The following is a 25,438-nucleotide window of genomic DNA, read 5'->3' as shown; positions in this document are numbered from 1 at the left end:
GGGCGATCAACCGAACTCTCCACCCGCCGCAGCTGCCACGAAGGACCTTGTTCAGAAAGTGATCCTGCAAGCCTCTCGCGGTGAAGTCTTATCCGTAAAGGAGACCATCGCAGAGATACGCCGAGACTCTTCGTATCTGCTGGTTACTGACGATGAGCTGGTCTACCTTATAGTCACTGCGGCCCCGGCCTTCGGACTGTCAGTCGCGTTCGACCTCCACGAATAGTCCTCCCGGCAGCCCATTGGTTCGACCTCAGGTGTACGTCGGGACGACCGATCCGGGGTTGTGGGACCAAAGGCGGATCGAGGCGCGCTCTATAGGGTCGAGAGGGCAGGGGGTCCTCGCGCGAGCCAGTAATCCGATCCCCTGCTGAGAAATTTCTACCAAACATTCCGCCCATCATTCAAAGGAACAAATCCGCTCGCGGTGCAGTTCGGTCCTTTTAAGCATGCAGGCCCGAACATGGCTGAAATCGATAAAGCCAAACAGAAGGTTATTGCCGAAGTTGTGCGGCGGTGGATCACTTCAGAGGTAATCCGCAATCACCTTCGCAACCTGCTAAATCTGCCCGTAGAACGGGAGCTGCCGGCTGAGCAAAAGCATTTGCTGCAGGAACTTGATAGGGCCGACAAAGAGTGACTGTATGGCACTCCATTGGTTCTCCCCTCCGGTCCCCGTCAAGACCGAGCGTCCCGGGACCCTTCGCAACGTCAACAACGCCGAGACAGCCGGCGAGGAGCTGCTGAAGTGGACGAAGCGTGGCCCTTGCTGGGACCTCGCGGTGAGCGTTTGCATGGCCGTGATATTCGACGAGATGGAAGCTGAGGAGGCCCGTAAGGCATTCCTGGCTGCCGCTAAGGAGGAGGGTAGGCTTTTTCCTGATTAGCAGGTCGCATCGCTCTTCGCGCGAGCCAAATTCGATCACCGGTCCAGACATCTCTACCAAACATTCCACCCCCTCTAATTATCCCTCAATGGCAACCCATTGGTTCGTCCCTCCCGTGTTCGTGAAGACTGAAACCGGCGACAGGCATGGCTGCAACAATGCGAGGGCAGCCCTTGAGCAACTCAAGAGGTGGACCCGCAGAGGACCCGCTGGCACAAGGCGGTGAACCTTTGCCTGTCAGATCTAGAGAGCGATCCGATTGACCCTCAGGTGGTACGAAAGGGCTTTGAGGCTGCCGCCAAGGAAGCCAAGGTGTATCTCTCACCAGAGTAGGAACCCTCCACTCGTGTTCATCGAACCGGTTCGCCATCCGGTCCAGCAGCTTACGGGATGCCGCAATTACGCGGCGGGTTTCATCAAGTGAGAGCCGAAGGTCATCGATGTCTGTGCGCGCGCGACGCTCATTCAACCGAGAACTGTCTATTTGTAAGCGAGAGCTGTCTATCAAGTGATACCAATCGGAAACCATCTTTGCAGAGCTAGCGCGCCCGCATCTCAAACTTGATCATAGCCTCTAAGAACGTTTCGTTGGACTCGTCGCGAACGGTCATCACAAATCCTCGAAAGGGCCATCCGGCAGCTTATCCTTGGTAATCTCAACCAAGGCCTTTACCGCCTCCGCCTTTGCAGCTTCGAGGTCCGGGAGATCGGTACCAACAACGTCAAGGAAGACTTTGCCAGTGTCGGTGAAGTCGAAGAAATAGCGCGGCATCCCTACAAACACAGTAACGCGAGAATGGTTCACGCTTGCGTTGCGATTGGCTGTGCAGCGGGCGCTGGCCGCTCTAATGCGCGCAACGCTAACGAGCGTGACCTGACGTCTAATGATGTCCGCGATATTTGGTTAAAAACGTACCCGCCAAGACTCATCGCCCCGATCGGCTTAGAGTTACTTCCGAAAGGAAGCGCTCTCATGCTGCCATTGCCCCACGCCGTCGATCCAAAAGTAGTTGCCGAAATCAACAATCTTCTAGACCAGTACGCCGGGGCGGTACCGGTGCCCGTTCACAAGCTCGCCGCGGTTGTCCGGCTGCGCCTCAGAAGCCATCTTTCCATCGCGACTATTGAGGCGCTGATCGTGGACGAAGCCGAGTGTCGCCACCTGCCCATGCTGTTCGAACTGCCGGCAACACATGCGGCTGTAGTTTCATCTGCTCTGGGCCGTGCGATTTGAAGTTTAGGCGCTCTGCCCGTCTGGCAACGAAAAGCGGACCTCAGGTTCGCGAAGCGGTATGCCCACGGTCTTCGATGATGAGCGCAGAGCGGCCCCCTCATGGCAACCCATTGGTTCTCCCCTCCGGTGTACGTCAAGACTGACCGACTTGGGGTCACCTACGGCTGCAACAATGTCGAGGGTGCCGCCGAGGAACTCATGAAGTGGACCGAGAGGGGACCGAAGTGGAATCTGGCGGTGCAAGCCTGCAGCGACGCCTTTGAGGGCCAGGTGTCACCCAGGGATGTTCGTAAAGCCTTCGAGGCCGCTGCCGAGGAGGAGGGGGTGCTACGCTAAATCTAGCTAGGTCTCCATTCCGCTTTCCACCGCGTCTCACGTCTGATTACTGGTCGTTCTCAAACATTGGGAGAGAATTTATGTCTGATTTCAAAGTTGGCGATGTGGTGGAGCTAAAGTCTGGCGGTCCTAACATGACGATCAACGAGGCGCAGAGTGCCGGCGGGTTTATGTGTCAATGGTTCAACAACGACGGCGGGGCGTACAAGCTTGAGACCGTCAGGATTAAAGGTGAAATGCTCAAAGCCGTGCCGAAGTAGTCGCCGCGCCTTCCTGACAGGGGGTCCCACGTTGCCTTTGATTGTTACGAACGGAGCATTGCTTGATGGCGCTGATCTTGGAGAACGTTACCAAAGCCCAGAACCTCATGAGCAAGATCGGCCCACCCATCTGCCGATGTGGGCTTATCACGGCAGCAACTTCGCGGGCATGTGCCTAGAGTTCGATACTGCTGACCTCATGATCAGTGACTTCCATGCAGAGAAACTGCGCCCGGTGACCTATGCGCGCGCAACGCTCTGCCATCGCTCACGCTCGCCGACATGGGGGCGCAGCATCTCGAAGAGGCGGTGATTGCTCGCATCACGCGCAAGCGCGGTGAATGGGCTCACGAGAAGGAATGGCGCTTCGTTACTGGCCAAGCCGGGCCTAAGCACTTTCTCGACGATGCGCTTCGTCGCGTGTGCCTGGGTCCCCGTGTCAAACCTGAACACGCCGCGCGGGTATGCGAGGTGATGGACCGGCGACCGGTGGAGGGGGGAAATCAGGGGTTTTGAACTAGCGTTTCGCAGCATTAAGCCAGCTAGGCCGCTGGGCGAATGCGAGCGGGTCGGCATCGGCAAGTTCGATCCCGTGGAGGACCTGTTCGCGGAAGCGGAACTGAAGCAGTTTCTGACGGTGCCATTCGAGGCACTTCTTGAGGAATGCCGCCGAACCGCTTCGAGACCGAACATGGAGGCAATGGCCGGGATTGATCTCGCCGGCAGCAACAGAAACGCCATTTACTTCTGGACGACCTATAAGCTCCGGAGCGGCCGTGAGGTCTTTCACAAGCGTTACTTCGACCGACGATTGCGCCTTGTCCTCGGGAAGGACTAAGTGGGGCCAGAAGACGGGATCGGGAGCATTGCCGTGGAAGGTTTGGACGAAGACACTCGGAAACGGCGGGAGACGCTGACTGCAGTTCAGTATGGCGGGATTTATCCCCCTCACGAAGCGTTCTACATCCAGTCGATCATCTACGCCGAGCCGGCTTTCGCCCTAATGGCCGAGCGTGGCACAGGACGCTATGTCGGGAGCGCCTTTATCACCTTGAACCGGGAGATGCGGGAACGCTTCACTTGCGGCCGAGGAGTATGAAACGTGCGGTGCCCCCCGCCGCAGCGACAGCCTTCGCTATTCCTTCTTGTCGACCAGCGCCCGTAGTGCCGAGACGTCATGCAGCAATAACCTGCTGCCGCGCTTTTCGATCAGGCCTCTCTTGGCGAGGTCGCTCATTTCGCGCGAGACCGCTTCCCTGTGCGTGCTCATCGTTGCCGCCAGCTCGGAATGCGTCGGTGCCGGGCTTATGGACACCTCGCCGTCCACGAGTGCGGCTTTCTCCGCCCGATGCAGGATCTCGACGATCAGCCGTTTTCGCACGACCAGAGTGCTGTATTCGAATACCCGCTCGGTCATGCGCCGGAGCTGGGCAGACAGATGCTCAAGCAGCACCCAGGCAAAAGTCGGGTGGGTCATCACGATATCCCGGAATGCTGTGCCGGACAGCCGTGCAGCGCGGGTTGCCTCCAGCGCGACTACGCTGGCAGAGCGTGCAATCCCGTCAATGCCTCCGAGCTCCCCGAAAATGTCACCCGGTTCGACATCGCGATACGCTATCTCCCTGCCGTCCGCTGAAACCAGTGTCACGCGAGCACGTCCTTCCAGCAGGAAGAAGACATCGCGACCAGTGTCGCCGTGGGAAATGATTAGCTCGTTGTGTCGATAGCTGCGCTCGTGCCACCGTTTGGTCAGCGCGGCCAGGTCGGCATCGCAAAGTCTTGAGATGAAGGCCAGAGAGCCTGTCACAACGGTCTCTTGTTCAATCAAGTGTACTTCACCTTACTCCCTATCCAAGGAAATTTGATGGCCGTAGGTCCCGCTTTCCGGGATGCAAACTGGGAGCGGATTTCGCCAATGTTTTCCCCGGTGTGGGAATTCCCACAGCCGAGCCTGGTTCGACTGTCATATCCTTGTTGCAACGTCAGGCCCGCCGGCTCGTGCGCAAGCCGGCGAAGGGAAAGGGAACAGTCATGAAATTCTTGGCTCCCGTCACAAAACTTGCTGCGGGGTTTCGCAAATTCGTCGCGCCGCGCTACCGCCCGGAGCTTTATTACATGCGTGGCCCGGGGCCAGCCACCGCCCGCCGTATGGGCACGCCGCGGCAAAACCAATCCATCGACCACTACGCCTAATTTGCCTCGCGGACGCCTGACGCTCTCGCCCGGAGTGCCGTTCGCGCCGTTCCGTACCGGTCAATTCAGATCAATGAAGGGAGGATCTGATCATGGTTATAATTCATGCTGCCGCCATTGGTCCATTTCGCAGGTGGTTACGCCTCCGCGCCGAGCGAAAAGCTCTCTTGTCGGCAACGGACCAGTTGAGCCGTTTACCCGATGACGTCCTTGGCGACATCGGCATCTCACGTGACGAAATCATGTGCGATTTGCGAAGCCGCGCCATCCGTCATGCGGAGGCAGGCGCGGCCGGCACGACGATCGAGCGCACCAGGATCGCTTCGGCCTCGATCCCGAAACGGTTGGCCGCCGGCAGTGGCTACGCCTCGGCCGAGATCCCCTTTGGCTGGTCCACGAGCGCGCGATCGAGCCTTACATCGAGGTTTCGACAAGCAGCGGCGCGCGGACGGGACCTTCGAACGGCACTACACCTGCGACCCCAAGGACTGGATGTTGACCGACGGGAGCTGGGGAGGATCTCAAAATGATCATGTCAGTTGTTAAGTCCCTCGCGCCTGTGACGCTCGGCACCGTGCTGATCGCAATCAGTCCGGCTTCATTGTCGGCTTCTGACGCCCAGGACCTCGCGTTCGCTCACGCTGACATGCCAATCAAACAGCTGAAAGACGTCTATTTGGATTGCGAGCGGGGAGGCCGCCGGTGCGCTGGGGACGGACGATGTGATGTACTGTTCGATGCGCGAGTTCCGACTAGGCGCGCGATAGCAGTTTGCGCATAATCAACGATGCATGGCCTTCTGCACCGTGCGACGCGGCCCTGCGATCGACCACTTCGAACCATGTTTGGACCGCGCACTTCGCCGATCAGCGCAGTAACCAACCCGCGGAGTTCCGCGAGCGACAGCCTTCAAACGAATCAGTCGGTGGTAGCGTCACGCATAGGGTGAATCACGAACGCGCTCGCCTGCAAACCCCTTCGCCCGGAAATCTGCCCCGGTTACGCGGTTCGCCAGCAGACTGAGAAGGAGCGGCTTCAGCCGATCGCCGATGCTATTTGTTATCTTTGTGCCGAATGGCAGCTTTGCGCCCCGATTTCGGCCGTTCGACTATATCGTTCGAACTCCCGAAAGCTGTCGGGGCTCCGGCCCTCTCAAACCCTCCACCGCCGTTGTCGCGCATGTGCCGCGTGCCACCTGCCGTGCTTTCAGCGAGCCGACCTTACCTCCAGTCTGGAACCTAGCAGTCGCCCAACTGGTTCAACCTTCCGCCACGGCCGGGCAGGGGAGGGCGTGCAAAACGGTAGGCGCGACCTAAGAAACGGTCGCGGTTCGAGTCGGTAGAGGGATACCGCCAATACAGTGCTGTGACCGAGTTCGTTTGCTGACGGGGCCTCTTAATCAGCGCAAATAAGTCCGACTCCGGACTCTGCAACCAGTTTCAGCATAAATCACTACTAGTCGCGATCTGACCAAAGCCCCGCCGGAAAAAAACGGCAAGGCCTTTTCCACGGCAGGTTTGGCGAAGCGCGGAAGGGCACTCGGCCGCCCACGTAACCGGCGTGCACGGTGAAGACGAGAAGGACGCTCTTCCAAGCGCGGAGTTCGAATCCTCCCTCACCGAAAACGGCGTATTCGCGGCACGTCAGCTTACGACACAAATATGCGGGGTTGATGGTTCGACCTGGTAGATGGCAGAGATCAACTTCGGCCTCGCTAAGCGAAGTCGTGGGGTTTATCCGACAGCGGAATCAGGATACGCGACGAGCACCCCGTGCCGGGTCAACCTCGCCGTCGGCAAGTACCGATCGGTGCGGAACCAAGCGGATTCACGCTTGTCGGCAGCGGACGCCGGCGGTGGCGATCAGCACCCGAGCAGGCTCCTCATTAGCAAGACAAACGTCCAGAGCGGAGGCCAATCTTGGCACGCGACTGCGCCATCCTGAACGACCGCTCTCCTCGGCTTAGTCAAACATACCTGCGGAATGATGCGCCTGGCCGGTGACAAATGAATCTCTGCTGGACCGCGGATGATATGGGGAGGCGCTCGCAAATCGCGCCCTACGCGCGGGTTGATCGGTTGATTAACATCAAAGCTTGAATATCAGAAATGCGCCAACTGTGACGGCGGTGGTCACCGTGGCTCGAGTGTCAGCAGATGTGGTAAGGTTGAGTGTCGGCGAGTGGCAGAGGTCGAGCAACAATGACTTTGAGGCGAACCAGAGCTTACGGCGCATCCGGCTTGGTTCTAGCGGTTTGCACTGTGTTTGCTTGGCAGAACGCCACTGCCGCTCAAAATTGCGACGCAGCCGCGACGCCTGGCGTCAATTGGCACGAGTGTGACAAGAAGCTTCTCATCCTAGAAGGACAGGACCTGAGCGGGGCGAACCTGTTCGGTGTTGATTTCACTTCGACCGACCTCAGGAACAGCAATCTCGTTGCCGCAAATCTTGAGAAGGCAACGCTTGTGCGTGCTTCCTTGGCCGACTCGACCGCCAAAGGCGCCCGGTTCGACAGAATCGAGGGCTACAGGACCGACTTCAGCCGTATGGACGCGCAGGGCGCTGCGTTTGCGAGCGCGGAAATGCAGCGCTCGAATTTCCAGGACGCCAATCTGACCAATGTTGATTTCACAAAGGCAGAACTGGGGCGTGCGCAGTTCCATGACGCCGATATCAGCGGCAGCCGCTTCTCGTTTGCCAATCTCGCACGGGCGGACTTCCGAGGAGCGACGTTCACCGCGCCGATAGACTTTGACCGCGCCTTTTTCTTTCTGACCCGTATCGAGGGCGTCGACCTTTCCAATTCGGTGGGTCTGTCCCAGTGGCAGATCAACATGGCTTGCGGAGACGCCCGGACCGAGTTGCCTTCTGGCTTGACGAGGCCTGAAGATTGGCCCTGTCAATTCCAGCAGGAATAGTTGTCGGCAAGCGAACCGCGGCAATGCTACGCCCGACAGGATGAAACTGAGAACCCCCTATGTCATCGTGTGCGCTATATAACTTTTGCGACAGCCGGGGGCGGATGAATGGAATCGGGCGTATTTCTCCACTACCCACGCGGTCCGAGGCGGCAGAAATGGGGCCGAGCAGACCGTCCGCTGCTAGGGTACCCAGCACGCGAGCGGACATGTGAGACCTCGGTGCGAAGATCCGGGATCAGGCCCATTGCGGACGTACGTGTTGGTTCGCCTGTTGGCGCTGAAGCGCCTTATCGTTCAGTCTCGCGGCACACATAGATCAAATGAACCGTATCGTCATCGATCAATGTGCTCGACACCAGTTGCAGCGGAGGCCTTGCTTGCCCCTGCCGAGCACGAACGGCCTCACGTGCAGGTGATATTCCTCGATCAGGCCGGACTGGAGGGCATGGTATCGAAGCGCATCGGCAGCGCCTGGCTGAACTGGATACGGATGTCCAGCGGGATGACGCCCAGGAACTCGCGGCGCTCCTCGACGGCCATCTCGCGCAGATCGTGAGCGTTGACCGTTGAGGTGCAGGCGCTGCTCGCCGGCCTTTCTGCGCGTCGGCGCCGATCCCGATATTGAGGCGCTGGAGCGAACATGCCAGTTCGTCGCCGAGAACGCCGACGAGCTGCGCAACAAGAACCTCGCCTGCTGGCGCCTTGGAGTGAAAGAAACGAACCCCCTCCCTCGCTCTTGGCCCGTAGTTCCAAGCAGGCACTTGCTGGCGGACCTATTGAACCAAAAGACCTAGCAACGAACTGAAATCGACAGGGTCCCTTCATAGCGGAATTAGTCGCGCTAGGGGCCCGTAAGTCACCGTGTCGGGCCTTGGCGCACAATGGCATGTGGATAGCTAAGTTTGACCCGCGGCAAGCGTCGCTGGATGGTCACGAGAGGGCGCCACTCGCACAGTCCTAAGCGACAGCGCACACTAGGCGCGCTGCCACCGCTATCGAGACATCGCCGTCACAGCTACCGCACCGATTTTGCAGCGTCGATGATCACGTCTGCGACCGAACGAGGTTTGGTCAACATGATCAAGTGATTGCCCTCGAGCTCGGTGATATGCGCTTTGATGGCCTTGGCCATCGAACCTTCGAACGCCGGCGGGATCGCACCGTCAGCCTTCGCAACCACGAACCAACTGGGCTTGGTCTCGGACGCCGCCCGGGTCAGCCGTTCGTCGAAGAGACGGGCCGCCGATGGCTGCTGCGTCGCCGCGAGAACCGCAACCTCCTCGGGCGTCGCGTCCTGAGCGAAATACTTGCCCAGCCCCTCCTGGGGTACGGTCAGGAAGTCGCCGCTGTCCTTCTGCAGGGGTCGACGTCCAAGGCGCCGGCGGACTTCCCGCCGTAGCGCTGGTGACTGACTGGCCCTTCGGCAGGGCGAAGGCGGCAACGTAGACCAAGGCTTTGACCTTGTCCGCCGTTCCGCCCTCGGTGATCACCATTCCGCCCCAGGAGTGGCCAACGAGGATCACATCTCCCGGCGCGGCCTCGATGGCCCGTTCAGTGGCAGCGACGTCGTCTGCAAGCGAGGTCAGTGGGTTCTGGACGGCAACGACGCGAAGTCCGGCGCTCTGCAGCAATGGAAATGACCTTGCTCCAGCTGGAGCCGTCTGGGGGGCGCTACCACATATGCATGATTTACTAGTTATTTCAGTAACTTATTCGATTTTTGGTAGCGGGAGAGGGACTTGAACCCCCGACCCCAGGATTATGATTCCCGTGCTCTAACCAACTGAGCTACCCCGCCAGGGCGGCGAAGGCCCGAAATCCAGCTTAAATCGGCAGGCATATCGGCGCGTTCGCCAAGGTCGCGCGGATATAAGGTTGCGAGGCCAAGCCTGTCAAGCATCGAAGTGGCTGCCGCGCCGGCATATTGCTGGCGCCTAAAGCTTTGCCGGGCAGACATTTGGGCGCACAGGCCGGGGTTGAGTTCAGCGAGGCACGTCGCTATGTCTCGGCCACGAAAGCCATGGTCATGAATTGATGAAACCGCGCATTGCAGTCCTCGGTTGCGGATACTGGGGCAGCAACCACATCCGCACCCTAAAGGCGCTCGGCGCGCTGCACGCGGTTTCGGACGTCAACCCCGCGCGTGCGGAGGGTTTTGCCAGCGAGCAGGATTGCCTGGCGATCGAGCCGGAGGCGCTGTTTGCCCGCGACGATGTCGACGCCATTGTCATGGCGCTGCCGCCGCAGTTCCATGCCGACATGGCGGTGCGCGCCGTGCTCGGCGGCAAGGACGTGCTGGTGGAGAAGCCGATCGCGCTGACGGTGGCCGATGCCGAGCGCTCGGTGCAGGCGGCCGCCGATAATGGCCGTGTCTTCATGGTCGGCCACGTGCTGCGCTTTCATCCCGCCTTCGAGACGCTGAAGGCGCTGATCGACAATGGCGAACTCGGCGAAGTCCGCTACATCCACTCGCATCGGCTCGGGCTCGGCAAGTTCCACACCGAAAACGACGCGTTGTGGGATCTGGCGCCGCACGATCTGTCGATGATCCTGGCCATCACCGGCACCGAACCGGTCGAGGTGCGCGGCGAAGGCGCTGCCCTTCTCGACAATCTCAGCGACTTTGCGCATCTGCATATGCGCTTTCCCAGCGGCTTGCGCGGCCATCTGTTCGCCTCGCGGCTCAACCCTTACCGCGAACGGCGGCTGACCGTGGTCGGCACCAAGGCGATGGCGGTGTTCGACGATGTCGAGCCGTGGGAGCGCAAGCTTGCCGTCTACCGCCATGCGGTGTGGCAGGACAGCGGCCAATGGGCGTTCACCGCCAACGAGCCGTCCTATGTGGCGGTCGGGGAGGGCATGCCGCTGACGCGCGAGCTGGAGCATTTCATCCACTGCATCGAGACGCGGGCCGAACCGCGCACCAGCGGTGAGGAAGCCATCCGCGTGCTGCGCATCCTGACCGCCGGCACCGTTGCCCACACCAGACCCTAAAGAGAAAACGCCGTCTATTCGGCGGGAACCCGCGCCGGCTGGACGGCAAGCCGCGTCAGCATCGCCTCGGCTTCGGCGCCGCGCTCGGAGCGCTCGATGAAGCCGCCGCCGAACACGCGCGCCTCGTTGCCGTCGTCGGAATAGAGCACGCAGGCCTGACCGGGGGCGATGCCGGACTCGCCGTCAACCAGCTCCACCGAAGTGACGCCGGCGCGGTGATGCAGCACCGCCGGGCGCGGCGGCCGCGTCGAGCGTACCTTGGCGAAAAGCTCAAGCCCGGCCGCCGGGATATCGGTCAGCGGGCCATCGCCCAGCCAGTTCATGTTGCGCAAGAAGATCTTGTGGGTCTCCAGCGCCTCGCGCGGGCCGACGACGACACGGGCCCGGTCGGCGTCGAGATGGACGACGTAGAGCGGCTCGCCGGAGGCGATGCCGATGCCGCGGCGCTGACCGACGGTGTAGCGCAAAATGCCCTCGTGGCGGCCAAGCACGCGCCCGTCTATATGGACGATATCGCCCGGATTGGCGGCAGCCGGCTTCAGCTTGGCGATGATGTCGGAATACTTGCCCTGCGGCACGAAGCAGATGTCCTGGCTGTCCTGCTTGGCCGCAACCGTCAGGCCCATCTCCTCGGCGATGGCGCGAACCTCAGGCTTCGACAGGCCGCCGAGCGGAAAACGCAGATAGTCGATCTGCGCCTGGGTGGTGGCGAACAGGAAGTAGCTCTGGTCGCGGTCGGCGTCGACCGGCCGGTAAAGCGCGCGATGGGCGCCATTGGCGCCGGAGCGGATGTAGTGGCCGGTGGCCAGCGCATCGGCGCCGAGTTCCTTGGCGGTCGCGAGAAGGTCGGCGAATTTCACCGTCTGATTGCACGAGACGCAAGGGATCGGCGTTTCGCCGGCGACATAGCTTTCGGCGAACGGGTCGATCACCGCCTTGCGGAAGCGCTCCTCGTAATCGAGCACGTAATGCGGGATGGCGAGCGTCTCGGAGACGCGGCGGGCATCGTCGATGTCCTGGCCGGCGCAGCATGAGCCGGCCCGGTGCGTTGCCGCGCCGTGGTCATAAAGCTGCAGCGTGACGCCGACGACGTCGTAGCCCTCGCGCTTCAGGAGGCCGGCAACGACCGACGAATCGACACCGCCCGACATGGCGACGACGACGCGGGTGTTTTCGGGGCGTCCGGGAAGATCGAGGCTGTTCATGGTTCTTTCGTTCTGCGCGGCGCTTCAGTGCCAATGGCCGGAATATAGGTCAAGCGTCTCGACTGCGCCAGCTTTGCCGGGCCGGTTCATTTTTCCTGCCGGGTTCAACGCGCATGCCGGCAGATGTTTCAAATGCCGATGAAAAGGCTAACGCCGCGTTCATGATCCTTACCTAACCATTAGGGTCTGCTTAGGCAAATTTTAAAGCTGTGGCGGTAATGTGGTGGGGATTGGGTCTTTGAGTTTTTTGTAGAGAGTACGATGACCGATCTAATTAGACCGCGAGTCAAATATGTTATCGGGCCAGACGGCAGCCCACTTACCATCGCCGATCTGCCGCCGACAAACACACGTCGCTGGGTTATCCGGCGCAAGGCGGAAGTGGTGGCGGCGGTGCGTGGCGGGCTTTTGAGCCTCGAAGAGGCATGCCAGCGCTACAAGCTCACCACCGAGGAATTCCTGTCCTGGCAGGCGTCGATCGACGAATACGGCCTTGCCGGCCTGCGCACCACGCGCATCCAGCAATACCGGCATTAGGCCGGTAAGGGCGCTGATCAGCGCCCTTACGTTTGCGAGGGGCGACGATCTGCAATTTCAGACCGTCAGCACCACCTTGCCGATCGGCCTGGTGGCGAGAAAGGCATGGGCGGCACCGGCCTGTTCGAGCGGAAACGCCTTTGCCACGTGGACGGCCAGCTTTTTCGCGTCGATCAATTTGCCGAGCTCCACCAGGGCGGCACGGTCGGGCACTACGGACATGCGCTCGACGCGGACGCCTCGCGTCCTGGCCTTTGCCTTGGTGGCATCGCTGACATCGAGCAGCGACACCAGAACGCCGCCAGCGGTGAGCACTTTCAGTGATTGCTCCGCATGCACGCCGCCGAACGGGTCCAGAACCAGATCGATGTCGCGGGCCTTCCCGGTGAAATCATCCCTTGTGTAGTCGATCACCTCGTCGGCGCCGAGCGAGCCGACGAAATCGAGCTTTTCCGGGCTGGCGGTCGCGACGACGTAAGCGCCGTGCGCCTTGGCGATTTGTACCGCCAGATGGCCGACGCCACCGGCTCCGGCGTGGATCAGCACGCGCTTACCAGGTTCGAGCCGGCCATGGCGAACAAGGCCTTGCCAGGCCGTCAGGCCGGCCAGCGGCAGTGCGGCGGCTTGCGCGTGATCCATGCCTTCGGGTTTCGGCGCAAGCTCATCAGCCGGGACAGCGGCGAGTTCGGCGTAGGCTGCCGCCTGTTTGGGAAAGCGCGTCATGCCGAACACGGCATCGCCGACCTTGAGGCCGGAGACGCCGGAGCCCAGCGCCTCGACAACTCCCGAAACGTCCCAGCCAAGGACAAAAGGCGGCTCGCCAAGCAGCGGATAGTGGCCGCCGCGCACCGCACCATCGACCGGATTGATGCCGACCGCCTCGATGCGGACGAGCACTTCGCCGGCCTCGGGTGATGGCGCGGGGCGATCGGCAATGACGAGGACGTCGGGTCCGCCGAAGGAATTCTGAATAATGGCACGCATGGAAGGCTCTCCTGCTGGTTTTGATGTGCCACTATCATTTTGGATAGTTACATTCTCTTGTCTAGTATGTACCTTTTTGATATATACGCACCTCATGGATAGTGAAGATGTTTCCCCTTTCGGCTATGACGCCTTTCGGCGGTCGTGCCCGTCACACGCCGTGCTCGAGACGCTCGCCAGCAAATGGGTCTACCTGGTGATCTGTGCGCTGCGCCGGGGCCGGCTCCGCAACGGCGAATTGGCGCGCAAGCTCGAAGGCATCACGCCGAAAATGCTGACGCAGACGCTGCGTATCCTGGAACGCGACGGGCTTGTGCGGCGCGAGGTTTTCCCGGTCGTTCCGCCGCGGGTCGAATATGAGCTGACCGAACTTGGCAAGAACCTGGCAGGACTGCTCAATCAGATCAGAGCCTGGTCGGAGCAGCATGTGCCCGACATCAAAAATGCGCGCGCACGGGCGGCGGAACAGCAAGAAGATTTGAGTGCCTGAGGTGGGCACAGTTCGGTGCGCAGCAATAGCGCGCAAGCGCGACGCGCGTTAAAGTCTTGTTTTCAGCCGATCATGGCGCTGCGGCCGCCGGCTTCCGTGTCGCGCGCCTTGGTGTCGCGCGATTCCAGCATCTCGGCCTTGGAAAGCTCCGCTTCGGCTTCGCTCAGCAGTGATTCGGCGACATTTCGCTGCTGGGCGAGGTCGCTTTGCGAATTTCTAAGGTTGTCGCGGCGTAGACGTGCCGCCTTGGCGAAGGTCGGATAAGCAAAGTGATTGATGTCGGTGATGCCGGCCTTCTTCTCTTCGGCAGCGATCTGAAGTTCCAGCTCGACGGCCATGCGCTCGAATTCGGCGATCATCATGTCGAGCTGCAGCAGCTGCCGCCGCTTCTCGCTCACCTGAAATTGCTTCAGCCGAACGAGGTTTTCACGTGACTTCATGATTCGGTACTCCCGGAAACGCACACCTGCACATATCGTCCAATTCACCCGGCAAGGCCCAGGCGTGACCCGTTTCCACCGGCTTTCCCGGAACTATGGGAAACAAACTCCTAAAGTTTTTTGCCGGCGGTAACCATTCGTTTACGGGCATTGTTAATCATACGGCTCAGGACTTAAGGGCGGGTAAAAATTCTGCTTCTCGTCGCGAAACCCGGCCAACGAGTCCGAAGAGTCACTTAGTCTGGCTTATTAATGTGCCGCATTAACGGTTTGGGTCTGTGATTCGTTATTGGATTCAACAAGGTGTAGAAAGGGGTTAAAAAATCTGATACCGTCACGGACGGGGAATTAGGTTTTATTAACCATTCGATGGCAGCCTCTGCTCAGGGCAATCACTGCTCCGGTCCTGGACGGGTCGTGAAATGGTCCGGCAGCAGAAAAGGGGAATGAAATGCGCGTTCTGCTGATAGAAGACGACAGTGCAACCGCACAAAGCATCGAGCTGATGCTGAAATCAGAAAGTTTCAATGTCTATACGACCGACCTTGGCGAAGAGGGCGTCGATCTAGGCAAGCTTTATGATTACGACATCATTCTCCTCGATCTCAATCTCCCCGACATGTCGGGCTATGAAGTTTTGAGAACGCTTCGCCTTTCCAAGGTGAAGACGCCGATCCTCATCCTCTCCGGCATGGCCGGCATCGAGGACAAGGTGCGCGGCCTCGGCTTCGGCGCCGACGATTACATGACCAAGCCCTTCCACAAGGACGAACTGGTCGCCCGCATCCATGCCATCGTGCGGCGTTCCAAGGGCCACGCCCAGTCGGTCATCACGACGGGCGACCTGGTGGTCAATCTCGATGCCAAGACCGTTGAGGTCGGTGGCCAGCGCGTGCATCTGACCGGCAAGGAATATCAGATGCTGGAACTGCTCTCGCTGCGCAAGGGCACCACGCTGACCAAGGAAATGTTCCTCAATCATCTCTATGGCGGCATGGATGAGCCGGAGCTGAAGATCATCGACGTCTTCATCTGCAAGCTGCGCAAGAAGCTTGACGCCGCGTCTGGCGGGCAGAATTACATCGAGACCGTCTGGGGCCGCGGCTATGTGCTGCGTGAGCCCGAAGATATCCGCGTCAGCGCCTGAGCTAGGGGCGTGATCCCAAGGTGGGCGCCGGTTTTTTCGGAAAGAACCTGGCAAACAACAAGATAGAGCCGATCCGATTTTCGTCGGAATTGAACAGCTCTGATCAGGCGGCAACCTTCAAGGCGCGGAAGCACTCGAGCAGTTGCGGCCGGTTGAACGGCTTCAGCAGGTAGCCCTGGGCGCCGGCTCGTTTTGCCCGCATGATCGCCCCGACATCGACCTCGACCAGCGAAATCAAAACCTGCGGCAATACCGGGCTTTCCATGGCGCGCACGCGGCGGATGAGGTCCTGCGCCTGCATGTCCGGCAAGGCGCCGTCGACGACGATGATATCAGGCATGTCGGCCGCGCACATCTCGATCGCCTCGTGGCCGCTGGCGGCTTCGATCACCATCATGCCGGAACCGCCCAGGATACGCCTTGCGACCTTCCTGATGACGCTCGAATTATCGACGAACATGCAGCGTTTCATTCCCGGACCCTCTTGCCGTTTGGCGAACCGGCAGCGTCGTGGCATCTGCCGGGGAACATAGGCCGATCTGGTAAAGAAGCCGAAAAGCCGTTAGGTAAAACTTTCCTGAAGGTGTTTTTAGTGAAATCTTCTTTCGCAATGCTTCACGCAATCAATCTGCAAGCGCGTCTCTCACAAATATTAAGACCACGCCGTAAATAGGACTTGGAGAAAATACTTTCCCCGCTCTTTCGGAGAACTTCAGGCTGCCGAAAGGACGATCTCGTCGGCGGTCGCGTGGATCGAAATCGTCATGTTGGCTTCGCGGGCCAGGAGCAGCGTGTAATAGGGCTGCACCGAATGCGCGTCGATCGGCTCGTCCGGCCTGTTGCCGGAATGCAATTCCAGGAATTTGGGCGGCACGCGCAGCATCGGGCCGCTCGCCGCGAGTGCAAAGCGCGGCTCGGTCTCCAGGTTCTCCAGCGTGACCGCCAGCCTGCCGCCGCGCGGAATGGCGGCGTTGGCGACGAGGATGAGATTGAGCAGCAGCTTGACCTTGTTCTTGGGCAACAGCGCACGGGTCCCGTTCCAGACCAGTTCCGGCTTCTCGTTCTTCAGGAAGGCGATGGCCACGGCCTCGGCATCCCCGGTGTCGATCAGCATGCCGGCGGAACCGGCGGCGCCGAAGGCGATGCGGGCGAATTGCAGGCGGGCGGAAGCGTTTTTGGCGCTTTGGCGGATCAGTTTCATGGCGTCTTCGTCGGCGCCGCCCTCGTCGAGCAGCTCAAGCCCGTTGTTTATGGCGCCGACCGGCGAAATGATGTCGTGGCAGACCCGGCTGCACAAAAGCGCAGCCAGGTCGGGTGCGGAAAGGGTGAAAAGCTCGGCCATCGGCAAAAATCCCTGCAAATTTCACAACACAATGACCGGGCGATCATGATCACGCCTGTCAACACGAATCACGCTCTCTCCCAAGCATTCTGAATACACAGCGCTTATGCGTGCAGCAACAAATCCAAAATTTTGATTGTCGAAAATGGTGTGTTCACGCAGCAGGGTGCTGCGCGGGCGATGCGAAACAGCCTTCGAACCGCCATCTTCATGTGAGAGTTTAATGGTTGAAAAAGGATTACGGCATAGTTTGCCCCTAACAGTCATCCTTAACGGCCGCCAAAGAGCCGTACGGATGCGAGGCGTCGGCGAAAGTGCTCCCTGACGGAGATTGGAAGCATGGTTTCCCGATTCTACGACCGGACTTTTTTCCGTGTCATCTCAATGACGATCGCGCTCATCGGCCTTGTCGCCTTTTCGGCATCGGCGGCGCGGGCGCAGGAATACACGGCCCAGGAGATCGTCGATTCCGGTCATAAATTCTTCGGCGCGACATCGGGCGGGCTCGCCACCGTCGTCGAGAAGATTTTCGCCACCTATGGCCTGCCGAACGGCTATCTGCTCGGCGAGGAGGGGTCCGGGGCGCTGATCGGTGGCCTGACCTATGGCGAAGGCACGCTCTACACCAAAAATGCCGGCGATCACAAAGTGTTCTGGCAAGGCCCGTCGCTCGGCTGGGATTTCGGCGGCGAAGGCTCACGCGTCATGATGCTGGTCTACAATCTGGACGATGTGAGCAGCCTCTATAACCGTTTTGGCGGCGTCGCCGGCTCCGCCTATGTCGTCGCCGGCGTCGGTTTCAACGTGCTGAAGAACAACAATGTGCTGCTCGTGCCGATCCGTACCGGCGTCGGCGCCCGTCTCGGCGTCAATCTCGGCTACCTCAAGCTCACCCAGCGCGCGACCTGGAATCCGTTCTGACCGGCATGACGGAGCGACGGCGATTGGGCCTGTGATCCAGCGGCCCGAGCTTTGCCGCGACATACTCTTGCCGTGGCGCCGGATTTCCGTCATGCGAAGATGGCAAAGTCGACCTTTGGCGGTTGCCATGCACAACGGATAGTCATCTTGGTCCAGTCGATCCTGTTCTTTGTTCTCGGCTTTCTCTGCGCGGGCTTTCTGGCGCTGATGATTGCTCCGGCCGTGTGGCGGCGGGCGGTGGCGCTGACGCGCAAGCGCGTCGAGAGTTCGATGCCGTTGACGCTGGCCGAGATCCAGGCGGACAAGGATCGCATTCGCGCCGAGTTCGCGGTTTCGGTGCGCCGGCTGGAAATGACCGTCAAGTCATTGCGCGAGAAGGCCGCCGAACAGCTGGTCGAGATCGGCCGCGACCGCGAAGCCCTGAAGGAATTGGCGGCCGAGCGGCAGGACAAGAACCGGGTCGTCGCCGATCTTACAACCAGGGGCGAGGAGCTTCGCAAGCGCGATGAGCAGCTGCAGCAGCTGTCGGAGCGGCTTGCGGAGACCGAGCGCGCCCTCGAAAAGCGCGGGCTCGAACTGCGGAAACTGGAGCACATGTATGACGACGCCAGTTTCTCATCCAGCAGCCGGCAGATCGAGCTGGTGGCGCGCGAATCCGAGCTGCAGAAGCTGGCGAGCGACATTTCGCTGCTGCGCGGCCAGCGTAAGGAGGCGGACAGGCGCAGCCAGGAATTGGCAGCCGAAAGCAAGGCTTTGCGGGACGCGCTGAAGGCCGAGAAGAAAAGAACCGGCGACCTCGAAAAGAAAATCGAACGCCTGCTCGCCACGCTGGCCGATCGCGAGGACAGGCTGGAGCGCCGCGAGAAGGAACTGGTGCGCCTTCGCGAAAAGCCGAAAGGCGCTGAAAGGGCGCCTGCGGCGGGTCTTGCCGGCGTGCCAGGCAGTCAGGTCAATGTGGCCGCCAACGGCGACATCGAAAAGACAACCGCCAAGCTCGACGCCGACCGCGAGCGGCTGGAGGCCAGGCTGACATCGCTGGCACGCGAGAACAGGCGGCTGAAGACAGATCTTGCTGCCGTTGAAACGTCGAAATCACGGGCCGGAGATGATGCCGGCAGAGCCGGCGCGGCATTGCGCGAAGAGATGAACGATCTGGCGGCGCAAGTCGTGGCCCTGACGGCAAAGCTCGACGGGCCGGATTCGCCGATCGCCCGGGCGCTTGCAGCGGCTGAGGATACGCGGCCGGGGAGCGGCGGACGCAGCCTTGCCGATCGGGTGCGAGCGCTGCAGAAGGCCGCTTCGACCGACTGAGATACCGCAAGTGCGAGTGCGGCGGCTCCAAAGCGCGTCGCGTTCGACCGGCCTCATCGGACGCGCTTTAAGTTATCGCAAAACCGCTGCACGCTTTTGCGCAGCCTGCATCAGGCTCCGGAAAAATGATGCAGCGCGATGGCTGACGCGGCGGCGACGTTCAGGCTGTCGAAGCCTTGCGCCATACCGATCCGTAGCGTCTGCAGGCGGGCAAGCAGGCTTTCCGGCAGGCCTTCGCCCTCGGTGCCGAGATAGAGCGCCAGCCGCTCGTTTCTCTCGGCATCGCGAATGTCGATCTGCCCGCGCGGCGACAAGGCGAATTGGCTGAAGCCTTGCCGGTCGAGCATTGCGGTGCAGCCGGCGGTATCGGCAAAGCAGGCGAAGGGGACTTTCAAGGCCGCACCCACCGAGACGCGGATTGCCTTGCGGTACAGCGGATCGCAGCAGGTCGGGTCGAGAAGCACGGCATCCGCGCCAAAGGCCGCGGCATTGCGGAAGATCGAGCCCATATTGTCATGATTGGCGATGCCGACCAGCACCACGATCAGCGCGCGGGCGGGCAGTGCGCCAAGCAAGGCCTCGGCGGAGATGGCCGCGCCCTTGCGGCCGATCGCCAATATGCCGCGATGCATGTGGAATCCGGCAATCCTGTCGATGATTTCGCCGGATGCGACATAGATCGGAAGCCCGGCAGGCGCCTTGCGCAAGACGTCATCGAGGCCGGCCAGCCGGTTTTCGAGTACCAGCACCGATTCTGCCTCGAAGCGCCGGGCGGCGAGCAGCGTGTCGAGCACCACCTTGCCTTCGGCGACGAAACGGCCTTGCCGGCCGGCAAGATCTCGCTCCCGGATGTCGAGATAGGCTGCGACGCGGGGATCGTGCGGATCGTCTATGCGGATCGGATTCATGGCTTCCTCGGCGGACCATGGCGTCGGGCACGAATCGGGACTCGGTTTCGGAAGGCATGATGCCGGATCCGAAGCTCAGACCGTATCTCAGCGTCGAAATGGATGCACGCCGTTCTAATAGTCATCCAGTCACTGGGGCGCCGGGCCAGGATGGAATCTGCCCGGGCTTTGGCGACGGGGGAATATTGATTCCCGCGGTACGGCTCTTCGGCAAAGCCGCTTCAATGCAGAATTTCGATGGGGCGAGGGAACCGCACAGGGCCATGCCGCGTCATAGAAGCGGGCTCCTGCTGCGGTCCTGGAAGGACATCGATGATCAGGCTCCTCGTCGTCTTTGCCGCCACGCTTGCCCTTGCATGCGGCGTGGCCCGCGCCGCCAAGCTCGATCCGGCCACCGTCAATCAGGCCCAATTCACTGTCGGCGAACCGAAGGGTGTCGATCCGATGCTGCTGAAGGCGCAGATCCTTCTGGATCGCGCCCGCTTCTCGCCGGGCCTGATCGACGGTCGCCTTTCCCAGAACTTCGCCAAGGCCGTCGCCGCGTTTCAGGCGGCAAACGGACTTCCGCCCGATGGCAAGCTCAGTCCACAGACCTGGAGCAAACTCATCGCAACCTCCGCCAAGCCGGTGCTGGCGACCTATGAGGTGATGCGCAAGGATGTGCGTGGACCGTTCACCCGGCGTATTCCCGCCCGCTTGGAGAGGATGGCCCGCTTGCGGCGGCTCGGCTACCGCAATGCGGTGGAGAGGTTGGCCGAGCGCTTCCATATCAGCGAACAATTGCTGAGAATGCTCAATCCGGGCACCAGCCTCAGGAAGCCCGGCAGGACCTTGGTGGTGCCGGATGTCGACAGGGGCGACCCTCCCGCCGGCGTCGCCACCATCGAGGTCGACAAGGGCGCTCGCCTGGTGCGGGTGCTCGACCGTGCCGGCAAATGGCTGGCGGTCTACCCCGCCTCGATTGGGAGCGAGGAGAAGCCGGCGCCAAGCGGCATGGCAGAGGTCAGGCGCGTGGTGCACAACCCTACCTATCACTACGATCCGGACTTCGCTTTCAAGGGGGTCAAGACCAAGCGGCCCTTCACCGTCGCTGCCGGGCCGAACAATCCCGTGGGATCGGTCTGGATCGACCTTTCCATCGAAAGCTACGGCATCCACGGCACGCCCGAACCCGGCAAGATCGGCACGACCTTTTCGCATGGCTGCATCCGGTTGACCAATTGGGATGCCGAAGACCTTGCCTCGAAGGTGCAGCCGGGCACGAAGGTCGAGTTCAAGGAGGAGATTGCGCAGGCCGCCGACGAGCGTGTTCAGTAGCAAGGCTGACTTGGCAACAAGGCGGATTTGGCAGCAAGGCGGATTTGGCGGCAAGCGGATTTGGCGGGGTGTTCTCCGCCTCGGCCGCTCAAGTCCCGGCGCGACGCAGCCGGTGAGCCATCTGCGACAGTTCACCTTCGCCAAAAATGCCGTCCAGCATATGCAGCAATTCGCGCACCGCCCCGGATTTGCAGGAATAATAGATCATTTGCCGATCGCGGCGGGTCTCGACAAGGTCGGAAGCCCTGAGCTTGGCCAGATGCTGTGACAGGGCGGATTGGCTGAGCGACACCTTCTCGGCTATGGCGCCGACCGACATCTCGCCCTCGGCCAGATAGCTCATGATCAACAAACGTTTTTCGTTGCCCATCAGCGTCAGAAACGCAGCCGCGGTTCCGGCGTTGGCGACTAGTTTGTTCGAGACCATAGATCCCCCATGCCTTCTTGCTCATCCGCCGCTATGGGGGCAATAGCGTCGGATTCCATAGACTTTCCCTATAGATGCACGCCAGCGATTCAGCGTCACTCGCAAAGGTAGAACATTTCGCTCAAATCTCAAGGCTTGCTTTCCATGCAAGCCGATTAACTGTGCGGCTGTGATTAATTTGCCGATCGGGCGGCCTTTGCCATATCGACCAGGACAGGCCTGAGGTCGCGTGCCGCTGCCAGCGGCTCGGGGAAGAAGACCCGACAGACATCGTCGCCGGATACGAGATCCATCCCGTCGGCGTCGAACCCGGTGACGATCCAGCCGTCGCCCTCGGCCCCGCCGAAATGACTTGCGTAGAGGGCAATCGCATCGAGATGGTCGGCGTTCATATGGTCGAGTGCCGATTGCTCGCCGACGGCAAGCTCTTCGACGATCGCTCCCGTCGCGACCAGATAGGTGCGGTCGAGCAGATAGGCCTTGCCGAAGCCGCCGTTCAGGCTGGCGCGCTCCGGTTCGAGCCGGAAGATCGAGAAGTCGCCGAGTCCGGCATAGAGCTTCGCCTTGGGATTGTGGTTGAGGTAGCGCCGCTCGGCGCGGGCGTGTTCGTTCGATCCGCGTTCGAGCCGGACGGCGCGGCAGACGAGCGTCAGTCGCGGATGCGCCAGCGGATCGCCCTTGCCGGGTTCGCCGACGAGCAACGAGCAGCGCGGGTCGGCAAGGATAGCGCCGGTGTGGGCCGACAGCATCGAGACCAGGATCAATGGCGTACCGTCGATGTCGGTGGCGACGCCGACCCGGCTGGCCAGCGGCGAACCGGTCCCTGGTTCGAGCACCGCCAGCGCGCCGAAACGGGCGCTGCGGATCAGCGTCTTTGCCAGCCTGATCGCCTCGGCGTCGGTCGCGCGGATCACGTCTTTCCTGGGTTCGTCCAAAGCACCACCGTCGCTTTTATTTCGGCGCCATGCGGATGGCGCCATCGAGGCGAATGGTCTCGCCATTGAGCATCTGGTTCTCGACGATGTGCAAGACAAGTGCCGCGTATTCCGAAGGCTCGCCCAAACGGGAAGGGAAGGGTACTGCGGCGCCGAGCGAATCCTGCACCTCCTGCGGCATGCCGGCCATCATCGGCGTCCTGAAGATGCCGGGCGCGATGGTGCAGACGCGAATGCCAAAGCGGGCGAGATCGCGCGCCACCGGCAGCGTCATGCCGACGACGCCAGCCTTGGACGCGGAATAGGCCGCCTGGCCGATCTGGCCGTCATAGGCCGCGACCGATGCGGTGTTGACGATCACGCCGCGCTCGCCGCCCTGTAGCGGTTCGAGCCTCGCGGTCCGGTCGGCGACCAGGCGGATCATGTTGAAGGTGCCGATCAGATTGACCTCGATCACCTTGCGGTATTGATCGAGTGGGTGCGCTCCATCCTTGCCGATCGTCTTCAAGCCGATGGCGATGCCGGCGCAATTGACCAGAATGCGCGGCTCGCCGAGCGTCTCACCCACTCCCGCGACAGCAGCGGCACCGCTCTCCGCGTTGCTCACATCACATTGGACGGCGATGCCGCCGATGTCGGCCGCCACCTTGGCCGCCCGGTCAATGCCGAGATCGAGGACGGCAACCCTGGCGCCACGGACGGCAAGAGCGCGCGCCGTCGCCTCGCCAAGGCCAGAGCCGCCGCCGGTGACGATCGCAATCTGGCCGTTCGGGTTCATCTTGACGTTCGCCTCCCTGCCCAGACTAATGCTGCGAAGCCACCGTGCAACAGCGCCGGCACGGTCACGCCATCGCGGCGATGTGCTCGGCAATCCTTGCCTGGTCGGCGTGGCAAACCTCGCCCACCAGCCTTGCCACCGCGCCCGGCATGATCTCGTGCGCCAAAAGCCGATCGGGATCGACCGGACGCGGCATCGAGATCTGCCCGCGCGGCAGCCTCTTGAAGCCGAGCGGGCCGTAATAGGGTTCGTCGCCGACCAGCATCACGGCCGGCGCGCCGGCCTTGGCGGCGGCTTCCAGCGCGATTGCCACCAGCTTGCGGCCAATGCCGAGATTTTTGAAGGCCGGCCGCACGGCGAGCGGCCCGAGCATCAGCGCGCGGCCGGCACCGGCGGCGATACGCGTCATCCGTACCGAGGCGACGACGATTGCGCCGTCGACGGCCACGAATGACAAAGCGCGTTCGTGCGAGCCAGCTTGGCGGATCTTGTAGGCGGCAAGCACGAAACGGCCCGGCCCGAAAGCCTCGTTGTTGATGGCTTCGATTTCAGGATCATGCGCCGGAGTTTCCGGCAGGTATTTCACGTCGGCAAGGCTCATGGTCTTTGCGTTCCGGTATACGAGGAAAGGTTTGCTGCAAGCGGCAGCGTTCGCCAGTCAGCGCTTCATCAAGCGCGGGCGCTCTTTCGTCGTCGGTCGAACCGGATCACGGCAAAGTCAAACATGTGGATGTCCGCTACCACCAATTTTCAGCCGCCGCAATCGGCCGGCGCAGCCGACACGCACTCGACGCAGCCGTTGACGATCTGTTCAGCGTCGAGGATTTCCGCGGGGCCGCTTGCTGCCCTACATCGGGTAGGAACGCGAAAGGATATTTCATGGGATTGCTAGTCGAAGGCCAATGGCAGGACCGCTGGTACGATACCGGGGAGAGCGGCGGGAAATTCGTGCGCGCGCAGTCACAGTGGCGCGACTGGGTGACCCGCGACGGCGCGCCGGCCGAAGGACGAAAACGCGGCTTCAAGGCCGAGCCCGGCCGCTATCACCTCTATGTCTCGCTCGCCTGCCCGTGGGCGCATCGGACGCTGATCTTTCGCGTGCTCAAGAAACTCGAGGACGTGATTTCCATCTCGGTCGTCCATCATTTCATGGGCGCCGACGGCTGGACGTTCCTGGCCGAGGACGGCGCCACCGGCGACACGCTCTACGGCCTCGATTTCCTGCACCAGATCTACACCAGGGCCGATCCCGGCTATTCGGGCCGCGTCACCGTTCCCGTGCTGTGGGACAAACGCGAGCAGACCATCGTTTCGAACGAATCCTCCGAGATTATCCGCATGCTCAATTCGACGTTCGACGAATGGGGCGATGCCAAGCTCGATTTCTATCCGGAACCGTTGCGCGGCGAGATCGATGCGGTCAATGCGCTGGTCTATCCCGCGGTCAACAATGGCGTCTACCGTGCCGGCTTCGCCACCACGCAGACAGCCTACGAGGAGGCGTTCGGCGAATTGTTCTCGGCGCTCGAGACGCTGGAGGACCGCCTGTCAAAGCAGCGCTATCTCGTTGGCGGCCGCATCACAGAGGCGGACTGGCGGCTGTTCACGACACTGGTCCGCTTCGACCCGGTCTATGTCGGCCATTTCAAATGCAATCTGCGCCGCATCGCCGACTATCCGAACCTGTCGAATTATCTGCGCGACCTCTACCAGGTGCCGGGCGTTGCCGGCACGGTGAATTTGCACCACATCAAAGCGCATTATTACGGCAGCCACGAGACGATCAACCCGACGCGCATCGTGCCGGTCGGGCCAGAGCTCGACTATGGCGCGCCGCATGACCGCGACAGGTTCAGGAAGGCTGCCTGATT

At 61.2% G+C, this 25,438-nt stretch carries 30 protein-coding genes, 1 tRNA gene and 1 pseudogene; 18 read left to right on the top strand and 14 right to left on the bottom strand.

From position 1 onward, the window contains the following. The first annotated feature begins 463 nt into the window (after positions 1-463). Both NKH78_RS02005 and NKH78_RS02000 read left to right on the top strand, forming a co-directional pair. Positions 464-640: a hypothetical protein gene (locus tag NKH78_RS02005; protein ID WP_352478410.1), complete on the top strand. Its 177-nt coding sequence runs from the start codon at positions 464-466 to the stop codon at positions 638-640. Between the two features lie 4 nt (positions 641-644). Continuing rightward, positions 645-887, top strand: a complete 243-nt coding sequence (locus NKH78_RS02000) for a DUF982 domain-containing protein (RefSeq protein ID WP_352478412.1) — start codon at positions 645-647, stop codon at positions 885-887. Between the two features lie 610 nt (positions 888-1,497). Here the strand turns inward: NKH78_RS02000 and NKH78_RS01995 are convergent. Continuing rightward, positions 1,498-1,659 (bottom strand): DUF6894 family protein, encoded by a 162-nt coding sequence (locus NKH78_RS01995; protein WP_352881722.1) that lies wholly within the window; start codon positions 1,657-1,659, stop codon positions 1,498-1,500. A gap of 201 nt (positions 1,660-1,860) precedes the next feature. Here NKH78_RS01995 and NKH78_RS01990 point away from each other — a divergent pair, with 201 nt between their 5' ends. From NKH78_RS01990 to NKH78_RS01970, 5 genes are all read left to right on the top strand, one after another. Next, positions 1,861-2,121, top strand: coding sequence for a hypothetical protein (locus NKH78_RS01990; protein WP_352478416.1), 261 nt, complete (start codon positions 1,861-1,863; stop codon positions 2,119-2,121). A 126-nt stretch (positions 2,122-2,247) separates the two neighbouring features. Further along, entirely contained in the window at positions 2,248-2,457 is a 210-nt protein-coding gene (locus NKH78_RS01985; RefSeq protein ID WP_352776995.1) for a DUF982 domain-containing protein, read from the top strand. Positions 2,458-2,537: 80 nt separating this feature from the next. Further along, the gene (locus NKH78_RS01980; RefSeq protein ID WP_352478420.1) at positions 2,538-2,717 is read left to right on the top strand and encodes a YodC family protein; all 180 of its coding nucleotides are present in this window, start codon (positions 2,538-2,540) and stop codon (positions 2,715-2,717) included. A 592-nt stretch (positions 2,718-3,309) separates the two neighbouring features. Continuing rightward, complete coding sequence (locus NKH78_RS01975; protein WP_352737698.1) at positions 3,310-3,555, top strand: hypothetical protein; 246 nt, start codon at positions 3,310-3,312, stop codon at positions 3,553-3,555. A 33-nt stretch (positions 3,556-3,588) separates the two neighbouring features. Beyond that, entirely contained in the window at positions 3,589-3,816 is a 228-nt protein-coding gene (locus NKH78_RS01970) for a hypothetical protein (protein WP_352506240.1), read from the top strand. A gap of 36 nt (positions 3,817-3,852) precedes the next feature. On the opposite strand, the gene NKH78_RS01965 is transcribed toward NKH78_RS01970, so the two are convergent. Then, positions 3,853-4,524, bottom strand: coding sequence for a Crp/Fnr family transcriptional regulator (locus NKH78_RS01965; RefSeq protein WP_352478425.1), 672 nt, complete (start codon positions 4,522-4,524; stop codon positions 3,853-3,855). A 224-nt stretch (positions 4,525-4,748) separates the two neighbouring features. Here NKH78_RS01965 and NKH78_RS01960 point away from each other — a divergent pair, with 224 nt between their 5' ends. The 3 genes and pseudogenes from NKH78_RS01960 to NKH78_RS32575 form a co-directional block, all read left to right on the top strand. Next, on the top strand, positions 4,749-4,910 hold the full coding sequence (locus tag NKH78_RS01960; protein WP_167522729.1) for a hypothetical protein: 162 nt from the start codon (positions 4,749-4,751) through the stop codon (positions 4,908-4,910). 2,201 nt (positions 4,911-7,111) lie between these two features. Next, positions 7,112-7,828 (top strand): pentapeptide repeat-containing protein, encoded by a 717-nt coding sequence (locus NKH78_RS01955; protein ID WP_352702922.1) that lies wholly within the window; start codon positions 7,112-7,114, stop codon positions 7,826-7,828. Between the two features lie 577 nt (positions 7,829-8,405). After that, positions 8,406-8,529: pseudogene (locus NKH78_RS32575) on the top strand (DUF4326 domain-containing protein); the annotation flags it as partial. Positions 8,530-8,994: 465 nt separating this feature from the next. On the opposite strand, the gene NKH78_RS32570 reads toward NKH78_RS32575, so the two are convergent. Together NKH78_RS32570 and NKH78_RS01940 are read right to left on the bottom strand one after the other, a co-directional pair. Then, positions 8,995-9,462, bottom strand: coding sequence for an alpha/beta fold hydrolase (locus NKH78_RS32570; RefSeq protein ID WP_352737699.1), 468 nt, complete (start codon positions 9,460-9,462; stop codon positions 8,995-8,997). A gap of 90 nt (positions 9,463-9,552) precedes the next feature. Then, positions 9,553-9,629: transfer RNA gene (locus NKH78_RS01940), tRNA-Met, on the bottom strand. A gap of 236 nt (positions 9,630-9,865) precedes the next feature. Here NKH78_RS01940 and NKH78_RS01935 point away from each other — a divergent pair. Continuing rightward, entirely contained in the window at positions 9,866-10,825 is a 960-nt protein-coding gene (locus NKH78_RS01935; protein ID WP_254819113.1) for a Gfo/Idh/MocA family protein, read from the top strand. A gap of 14 nt (positions 10,826-10,839) precedes the next feature. On the opposite strand, the gene mnmA is transcribed toward NKH78_RS01935, so the two are convergent. Then, a complete protein-coding gene (mnmA, locus tag NKH78_RS01930; RefSeq protein ID WP_352690905.1) occupies positions 10,840-12,030 on the bottom strand; it encodes a tRNA 2-thiouridine(34) synthase MnmA in 1,191 nt (396 codons plus the stop codon). Positions 12,031-12,291: 261 nt separating this feature from the next. Here mnmA and sciP point away from each other — a divergent pair, with 261 nt between their 5' ends. Beyond that, positions 12,292-12,567, top strand: coding sequence for a CtrA inhibitor SciP (gene sciP, locus NKH78_RS01925; protein WP_023679563.1), 276 nt, complete (start codon positions 12,292-12,294; stop codon positions 12,565-12,567). A gap of 57 nt (positions 12,568-12,624) precedes the next feature. Here the strand turns inward: sciP and NKH78_RS01920 are convergent, their stop codons facing one another. Next, entirely contained in the window at positions 12,625-13,551 is a 927-nt protein-coding gene (locus tag NKH78_RS01920) for an NADP-dependent oxidoreductase (RefSeq protein ID WP_352737700.1), read from the bottom strand. 94 nt (positions 13,552-13,645) lie between these two features. Here NKH78_RS01920 and NKH78_RS01915 point away from each other — a divergent pair, with 94 nt between their 5' ends. After that, positions 13,646-14,041 carry a winged helix-turn-helix transcriptional regulator gene (locus NKH78_RS01915; RefSeq protein ID WP_352737758.1) on the top strand — a complete coding sequence of 132 codons (396 nt, stop codon included), beginning with the start codon at positions 13,646-13,648 and terminating at the stop codon, positions 14,039-14,041. Positions 14,042-14,103: 62 nt separating this feature from the next. Here NKH78_RS01915 and NKH78_RS01910 read toward each other — a convergent pair whose 3' ends face one another. Continuing rightward, the gene (locus NKH78_RS01910; RefSeq protein ID WP_023719275.1) at positions 14,104-14,481 is read right to left on the bottom strand and encodes a flagellar export protein FliJ; all 378 of its coding nucleotides are present in this window, start codon (positions 14,479-14,481) and stop codon (positions 14,104-14,106) included. A gap of 451 nt (positions 14,482-14,932) precedes the next feature. Between NKH78_RS01910 and ctrA the strand changes: the two genes are divergently transcribed. Next, positions 14,933-15,628 (top strand): response regulator transcription factor CtrA, encoded by a 696-nt coding sequence (gene ctrA, locus NKH78_RS01905; protein WP_006203583.1) that lies wholly within the window; start codon positions 14,933-14,935, stop codon positions 15,626-15,628. A gap of 103 nt (positions 15,629-15,731) precedes the next feature. Here the strand turns inward: ctrA and NKH78_RS01900 are convergent, their stop codons facing one another. Together NKH78_RS01900 and chpT are read right to left on the bottom strand one after the other, a co-directional pair. Then, positions 15,732-16,100 (bottom strand): response regulator, encoded by a 369-nt coding sequence (locus NKH78_RS01900; protein ID WP_352737701.1) that lies wholly within the window; start codon positions 16,098-16,100, stop codon positions 15,732-15,734. Between the two features lie 240 nt (positions 16,101-16,340). Then, positions 16,341-16,970: a histidine phosphotransferase ChpT gene (gene chpT / locus NKH78_RS01895; protein WP_254819119.1), complete on the bottom strand. Its 630-nt coding sequence runs from the start codon at positions 16,968-16,970 to the stop codon at positions 16,341-16,343. A 339-nt stretch (positions 16,971-17,309) separates the two neighbouring features. On the opposite strand from chpT, the gene NKH78_RS01890 reads away from it, so the two are divergent. Together NKH78_RS01890 and NKH78_RS01885 are read left to right on the top strand one after the other, a co-directional pair. Next, positions 17,310-17,891: a DUF1134 domain-containing protein gene (locus NKH78_RS01890; RefSeq protein ID WP_023679557.1), complete on the top strand. Its 582-nt coding sequence runs from the start codon at positions 17,310-17,312 to the stop codon at positions 17,889-17,891. Positions 17,892-18,038: 147 nt separating this feature from the next. Beyond that, the gene (locus tag NKH78_RS01885; RefSeq protein WP_352737702.1) at positions 18,039-19,202 is read left to right on the top strand and encodes a coiled-coil domain-containing protein; all 1,164 of its coding nucleotides are present in this window, start codon (positions 18,039-18,041) and stop codon (positions 19,200-19,202) included. Positions 19,203-19,312: 110 nt separating this feature from the next. Here NKH78_RS01885 and NKH78_RS01880 read toward each other — a convergent pair whose 3' ends face one another. Further along, positions 19,313-20,110 carry a TrmH family RNA methyltransferase gene (locus tag NKH78_RS01880; RefSeq protein ID WP_352737703.1) on the bottom strand — a complete coding sequence of 266 codons (798 nt, stop codon included), beginning with the start codon at positions 20,108-20,110 and terminating at the stop codon, positions 19,313-19,315. Positions 20,111-20,422: 312 nt separating this feature from the next. Here NKH78_RS01880 and NKH78_RS01875 point away from each other — a divergent pair, with 312 nt between their 5' ends. After that, positions 20,423-21,427: a L,D-transpeptidase gene (locus tag NKH78_RS01875; protein ID WP_352881713.1), complete on the top strand. Its 1,005-nt coding sequence runs from the start codon at positions 20,423-20,425 to the stop codon at positions 21,425-21,427. Positions 21,428-21,515: 88 nt separating this feature from the next. On the opposite strand, the gene NKH78_RS01870 is transcribed toward NKH78_RS01875, so the two are convergent. The 4 genes from NKH78_RS01870 to NKH78_RS01855 all read right to left on the bottom strand — a co-directional run bounded on the left by NKH78_RS01870 (position 21,516) and on the right by NKH78_RS01855 (position 24,168). Continuing rightward, positions 21,516-21,854 carry an ArsR/SmtB family transcription factor gene (locus tag NKH78_RS01870; RefSeq protein WP_254819124.1) on the bottom strand — a complete coding sequence of 113 codons (339 nt, stop codon included), beginning with the start codon at positions 21,852-21,854 and terminating at the stop codon, positions 21,516-21,518. Between the two features lie 173 nt (positions 21,855-22,027). Further along, the gene (locus NKH78_RS01865; protein WP_352702936.1) at positions 22,028-22,834 is read right to left on the bottom strand and encodes a HugZ family pyridoxamine 5'-phosphate oxidase; all 807 of its coding nucleotides are present in this window, start codon (positions 22,832-22,834) and stop codon (positions 22,028-22,030) included. Further along, entirely contained in the window at positions 22,806-23,567 is a 762-nt protein-coding gene (locus NKH78_RS01860) for a 3-hydroxyacyl-CoA dehydrogenase (RefSeq protein ID WP_352508994.1), read from the bottom strand. Before NKH78_RS01860 ends, NKH78_RS01865 begins: the two co-directional genes overlap by 29 nt. A gap of 64 nt (positions 23,568-23,631) precedes the next feature. Continuing rightward, entirely contained in the window at positions 23,632-24,168 is a 537-nt protein-coding gene (locus NKH78_RS01855; RefSeq protein ID WP_254819127.1) for a GNAT family N-acetyltransferase, read from the bottom strand. Between the two features lie 278 nt (positions 24,169-24,446). Between NKH78_RS01855 and NKH78_RS01850 the strand changes: the two genes are divergently transcribed. Next, entirely contained in the window at positions 24,447-25,436 is a 990-nt protein-coding gene (locus NKH78_RS01850) for a glutathione S-transferase family protein (RefSeq protein ID WP_352737704.1), read from the top strand. Positions 25,437-25,438: the final 2 nt, after the last annotated feature.

The sequence above is a fragment of the Mesorhizobium sp. M0910 genome, assembly GCF_040319465.1.
Classification (GTDB): domain Bacteria; phylum Pseudomonadota; class Alphaproteobacteria; order Rhizobiales; family Rhizobiaceae; genus Mesorhizobium.
Note: the sequence above shows the minus strand (reverse complement) of the source record. Positions and strands in the feature narration are given on the sequence as shown.

Bases quoted from the DNA above. Each gene is read 5' to 3' on its own strand.
- NKH78_RS02005 (WP_352478410.1), top strand. From the start codon at position 464: ATGGCTGAAATCGATAAAGCCAAACAGAAGGTTATTGCCGAAGTTGTG.
- NKH78_RS02000 (WP_352478412.1), top strand. From the start codon at position 645: ATGGCACTCCATTGGTTCTCCCCTCCGGTCCCCGTCAAGACCGAGCGT.
- NKH78_RS01995 (WP_352881722.1), bottom strand. From the start codon at position 1,659: ATGCCGCGCTATTTCTTCGACTTCACCGACACTGGCAAAGTCTTCCTT.
- NKH78_RS01990 (WP_352478416.1), top strand. From the start codon at position 1,861: ATGCTGCCATTGCCCCACGCCGTCGATCCAAAAGTAGTTGCCGAAATC.
- NKH78_RS01980 (WP_352478420.1), top strand. From the start codon at position 2,538: ATGTCTGATTTCAAAGTTGGCGATGTGGTGGAGCTAAAGTCTGGCGGT.
- NKH78_RS01960 (WP_167522729.1), top strand. From the start codon at position 4,749: ATGAAATTCTTGGCTCCCGTCACAAAACTTGCTGCGGGGTTTCGCAAA.
- NKH78_RS01955 (WP_352702922.1), top strand. From the start codon at position 7,112: ATGACTTTGAGGCGAACCAGAGCTTACGGCGCATCCGGCTTGGTTCTA.
- NKH78_RS01935 (WP_254819113.1), top strand. From the start codon at position 9,866: ATGAAACCGCGCATTGCAGTCCTCGGTTGCGGATACTGGGGCAGCAAC.
- mnmA (WP_352690905.1), bottom strand. From the start codon at position 12,030: ATGAACAGCCTCGATCTTCCCGGACGCCCCGAAAACACCCGCGTCGTC.
- sciP (WP_023679563.1), top strand. From the start codon at position 12,292: ATGACCGATCTAATTAGACCGCGAGTCAAATATGTTATCGGGCCAGAC.
- NKH78_RS01920 (WP_352737700.1), bottom strand. From the start codon at position 13,551: ATGCGTGCCATTATTCAGAATTCCTTCGGCGGACCCGACGTCCTCGTC.
- NKH78_RS01915 (WP_352737758.1), top strand. From the start codon at position 13,646: ATGGATAGTGAAGATGTTTCCCCTTTCGGCTATGACGCCTTTCGGCGG.
- NKH78_RS01910 (WP_023719275.1), bottom strand. From the start codon at position 14,481: ATGAAGTCACGTGAAAACCTCGTTCGGCTGAAGCAATTTCAGGTGAGC.
- ctrA (WP_006203583.1), top strand. From the start codon at position 14,933: ATGCGCGTTCTGCTGATAGAAGACGACAGTGCAACCGCACAAAGCATC.
- NKH78_RS01900 (WP_352737701.1), bottom strand. From the start codon at position 16,100: ATGAAACGCTGCATGTTCGTCGATAATTCGAGCGTCATCAGGAAGGTC.
- chpT (WP_254819119.1), bottom strand. From the start codon at position 16,970: ATGGCCGAGCTTTTCACCCTTTCCGCACCCGACCTGGCTGCGCTTTTG.
- NKH78_RS01890 (WP_023679557.1), top strand. From the start codon at position 17,310: ATGGTTTCCCGATTCTACGACCGGACTTTTTTCCGTGTCATCTCAATG.
- NKH78_RS01880 (WP_352737703.1), bottom strand. From the start codon at position 20,110: ATGAATCCGATCCGCATAGACGATCCGCACGATCCCCGCGTCGCAGCC.
- NKH78_RS01875 (WP_352881713.1), top strand. From the start codon at position 20,423: ATGATCAGGCTCCTCGTCGTCTTTGCCGCCACGCTTGCCCTTGCATGC.
- NKH78_RS01870 (WP_254819124.1), bottom strand. From the start codon at position 21,854: ATGGTCTCGAACAAACTAGTCGCCAACGCCGGAACCGCGGCTGCGTTT.
- NKH78_RS01865 (WP_352702936.1), bottom strand. From the start codon at position 22,834: ATGGCGCCATCCGCATGGCGCCGAAATAAAAGCGACGGTGGTGCTTTG.
- NKH78_RS01860 (WP_352508994.1), bottom strand. From the start codon at position 23,567: ATGAACCCGAACGGCCAGATTGCGATCGTCACCGGCGGCGGCTCTGGC.
- NKH78_RS01855 (WP_254819127.1), bottom strand. From the start codon at position 24,168: ATGAGCCTTGCCGACGTGAAATACCTGCCGGAAACTCCGGCGCATGAT.
- NKH78_RS01850 (WP_352737704.1), top strand. From the start codon at position 24,447: ATGGGATTGCTAGTCGAAGGCCAATGGCAGGACCGCTGGTACGATACC.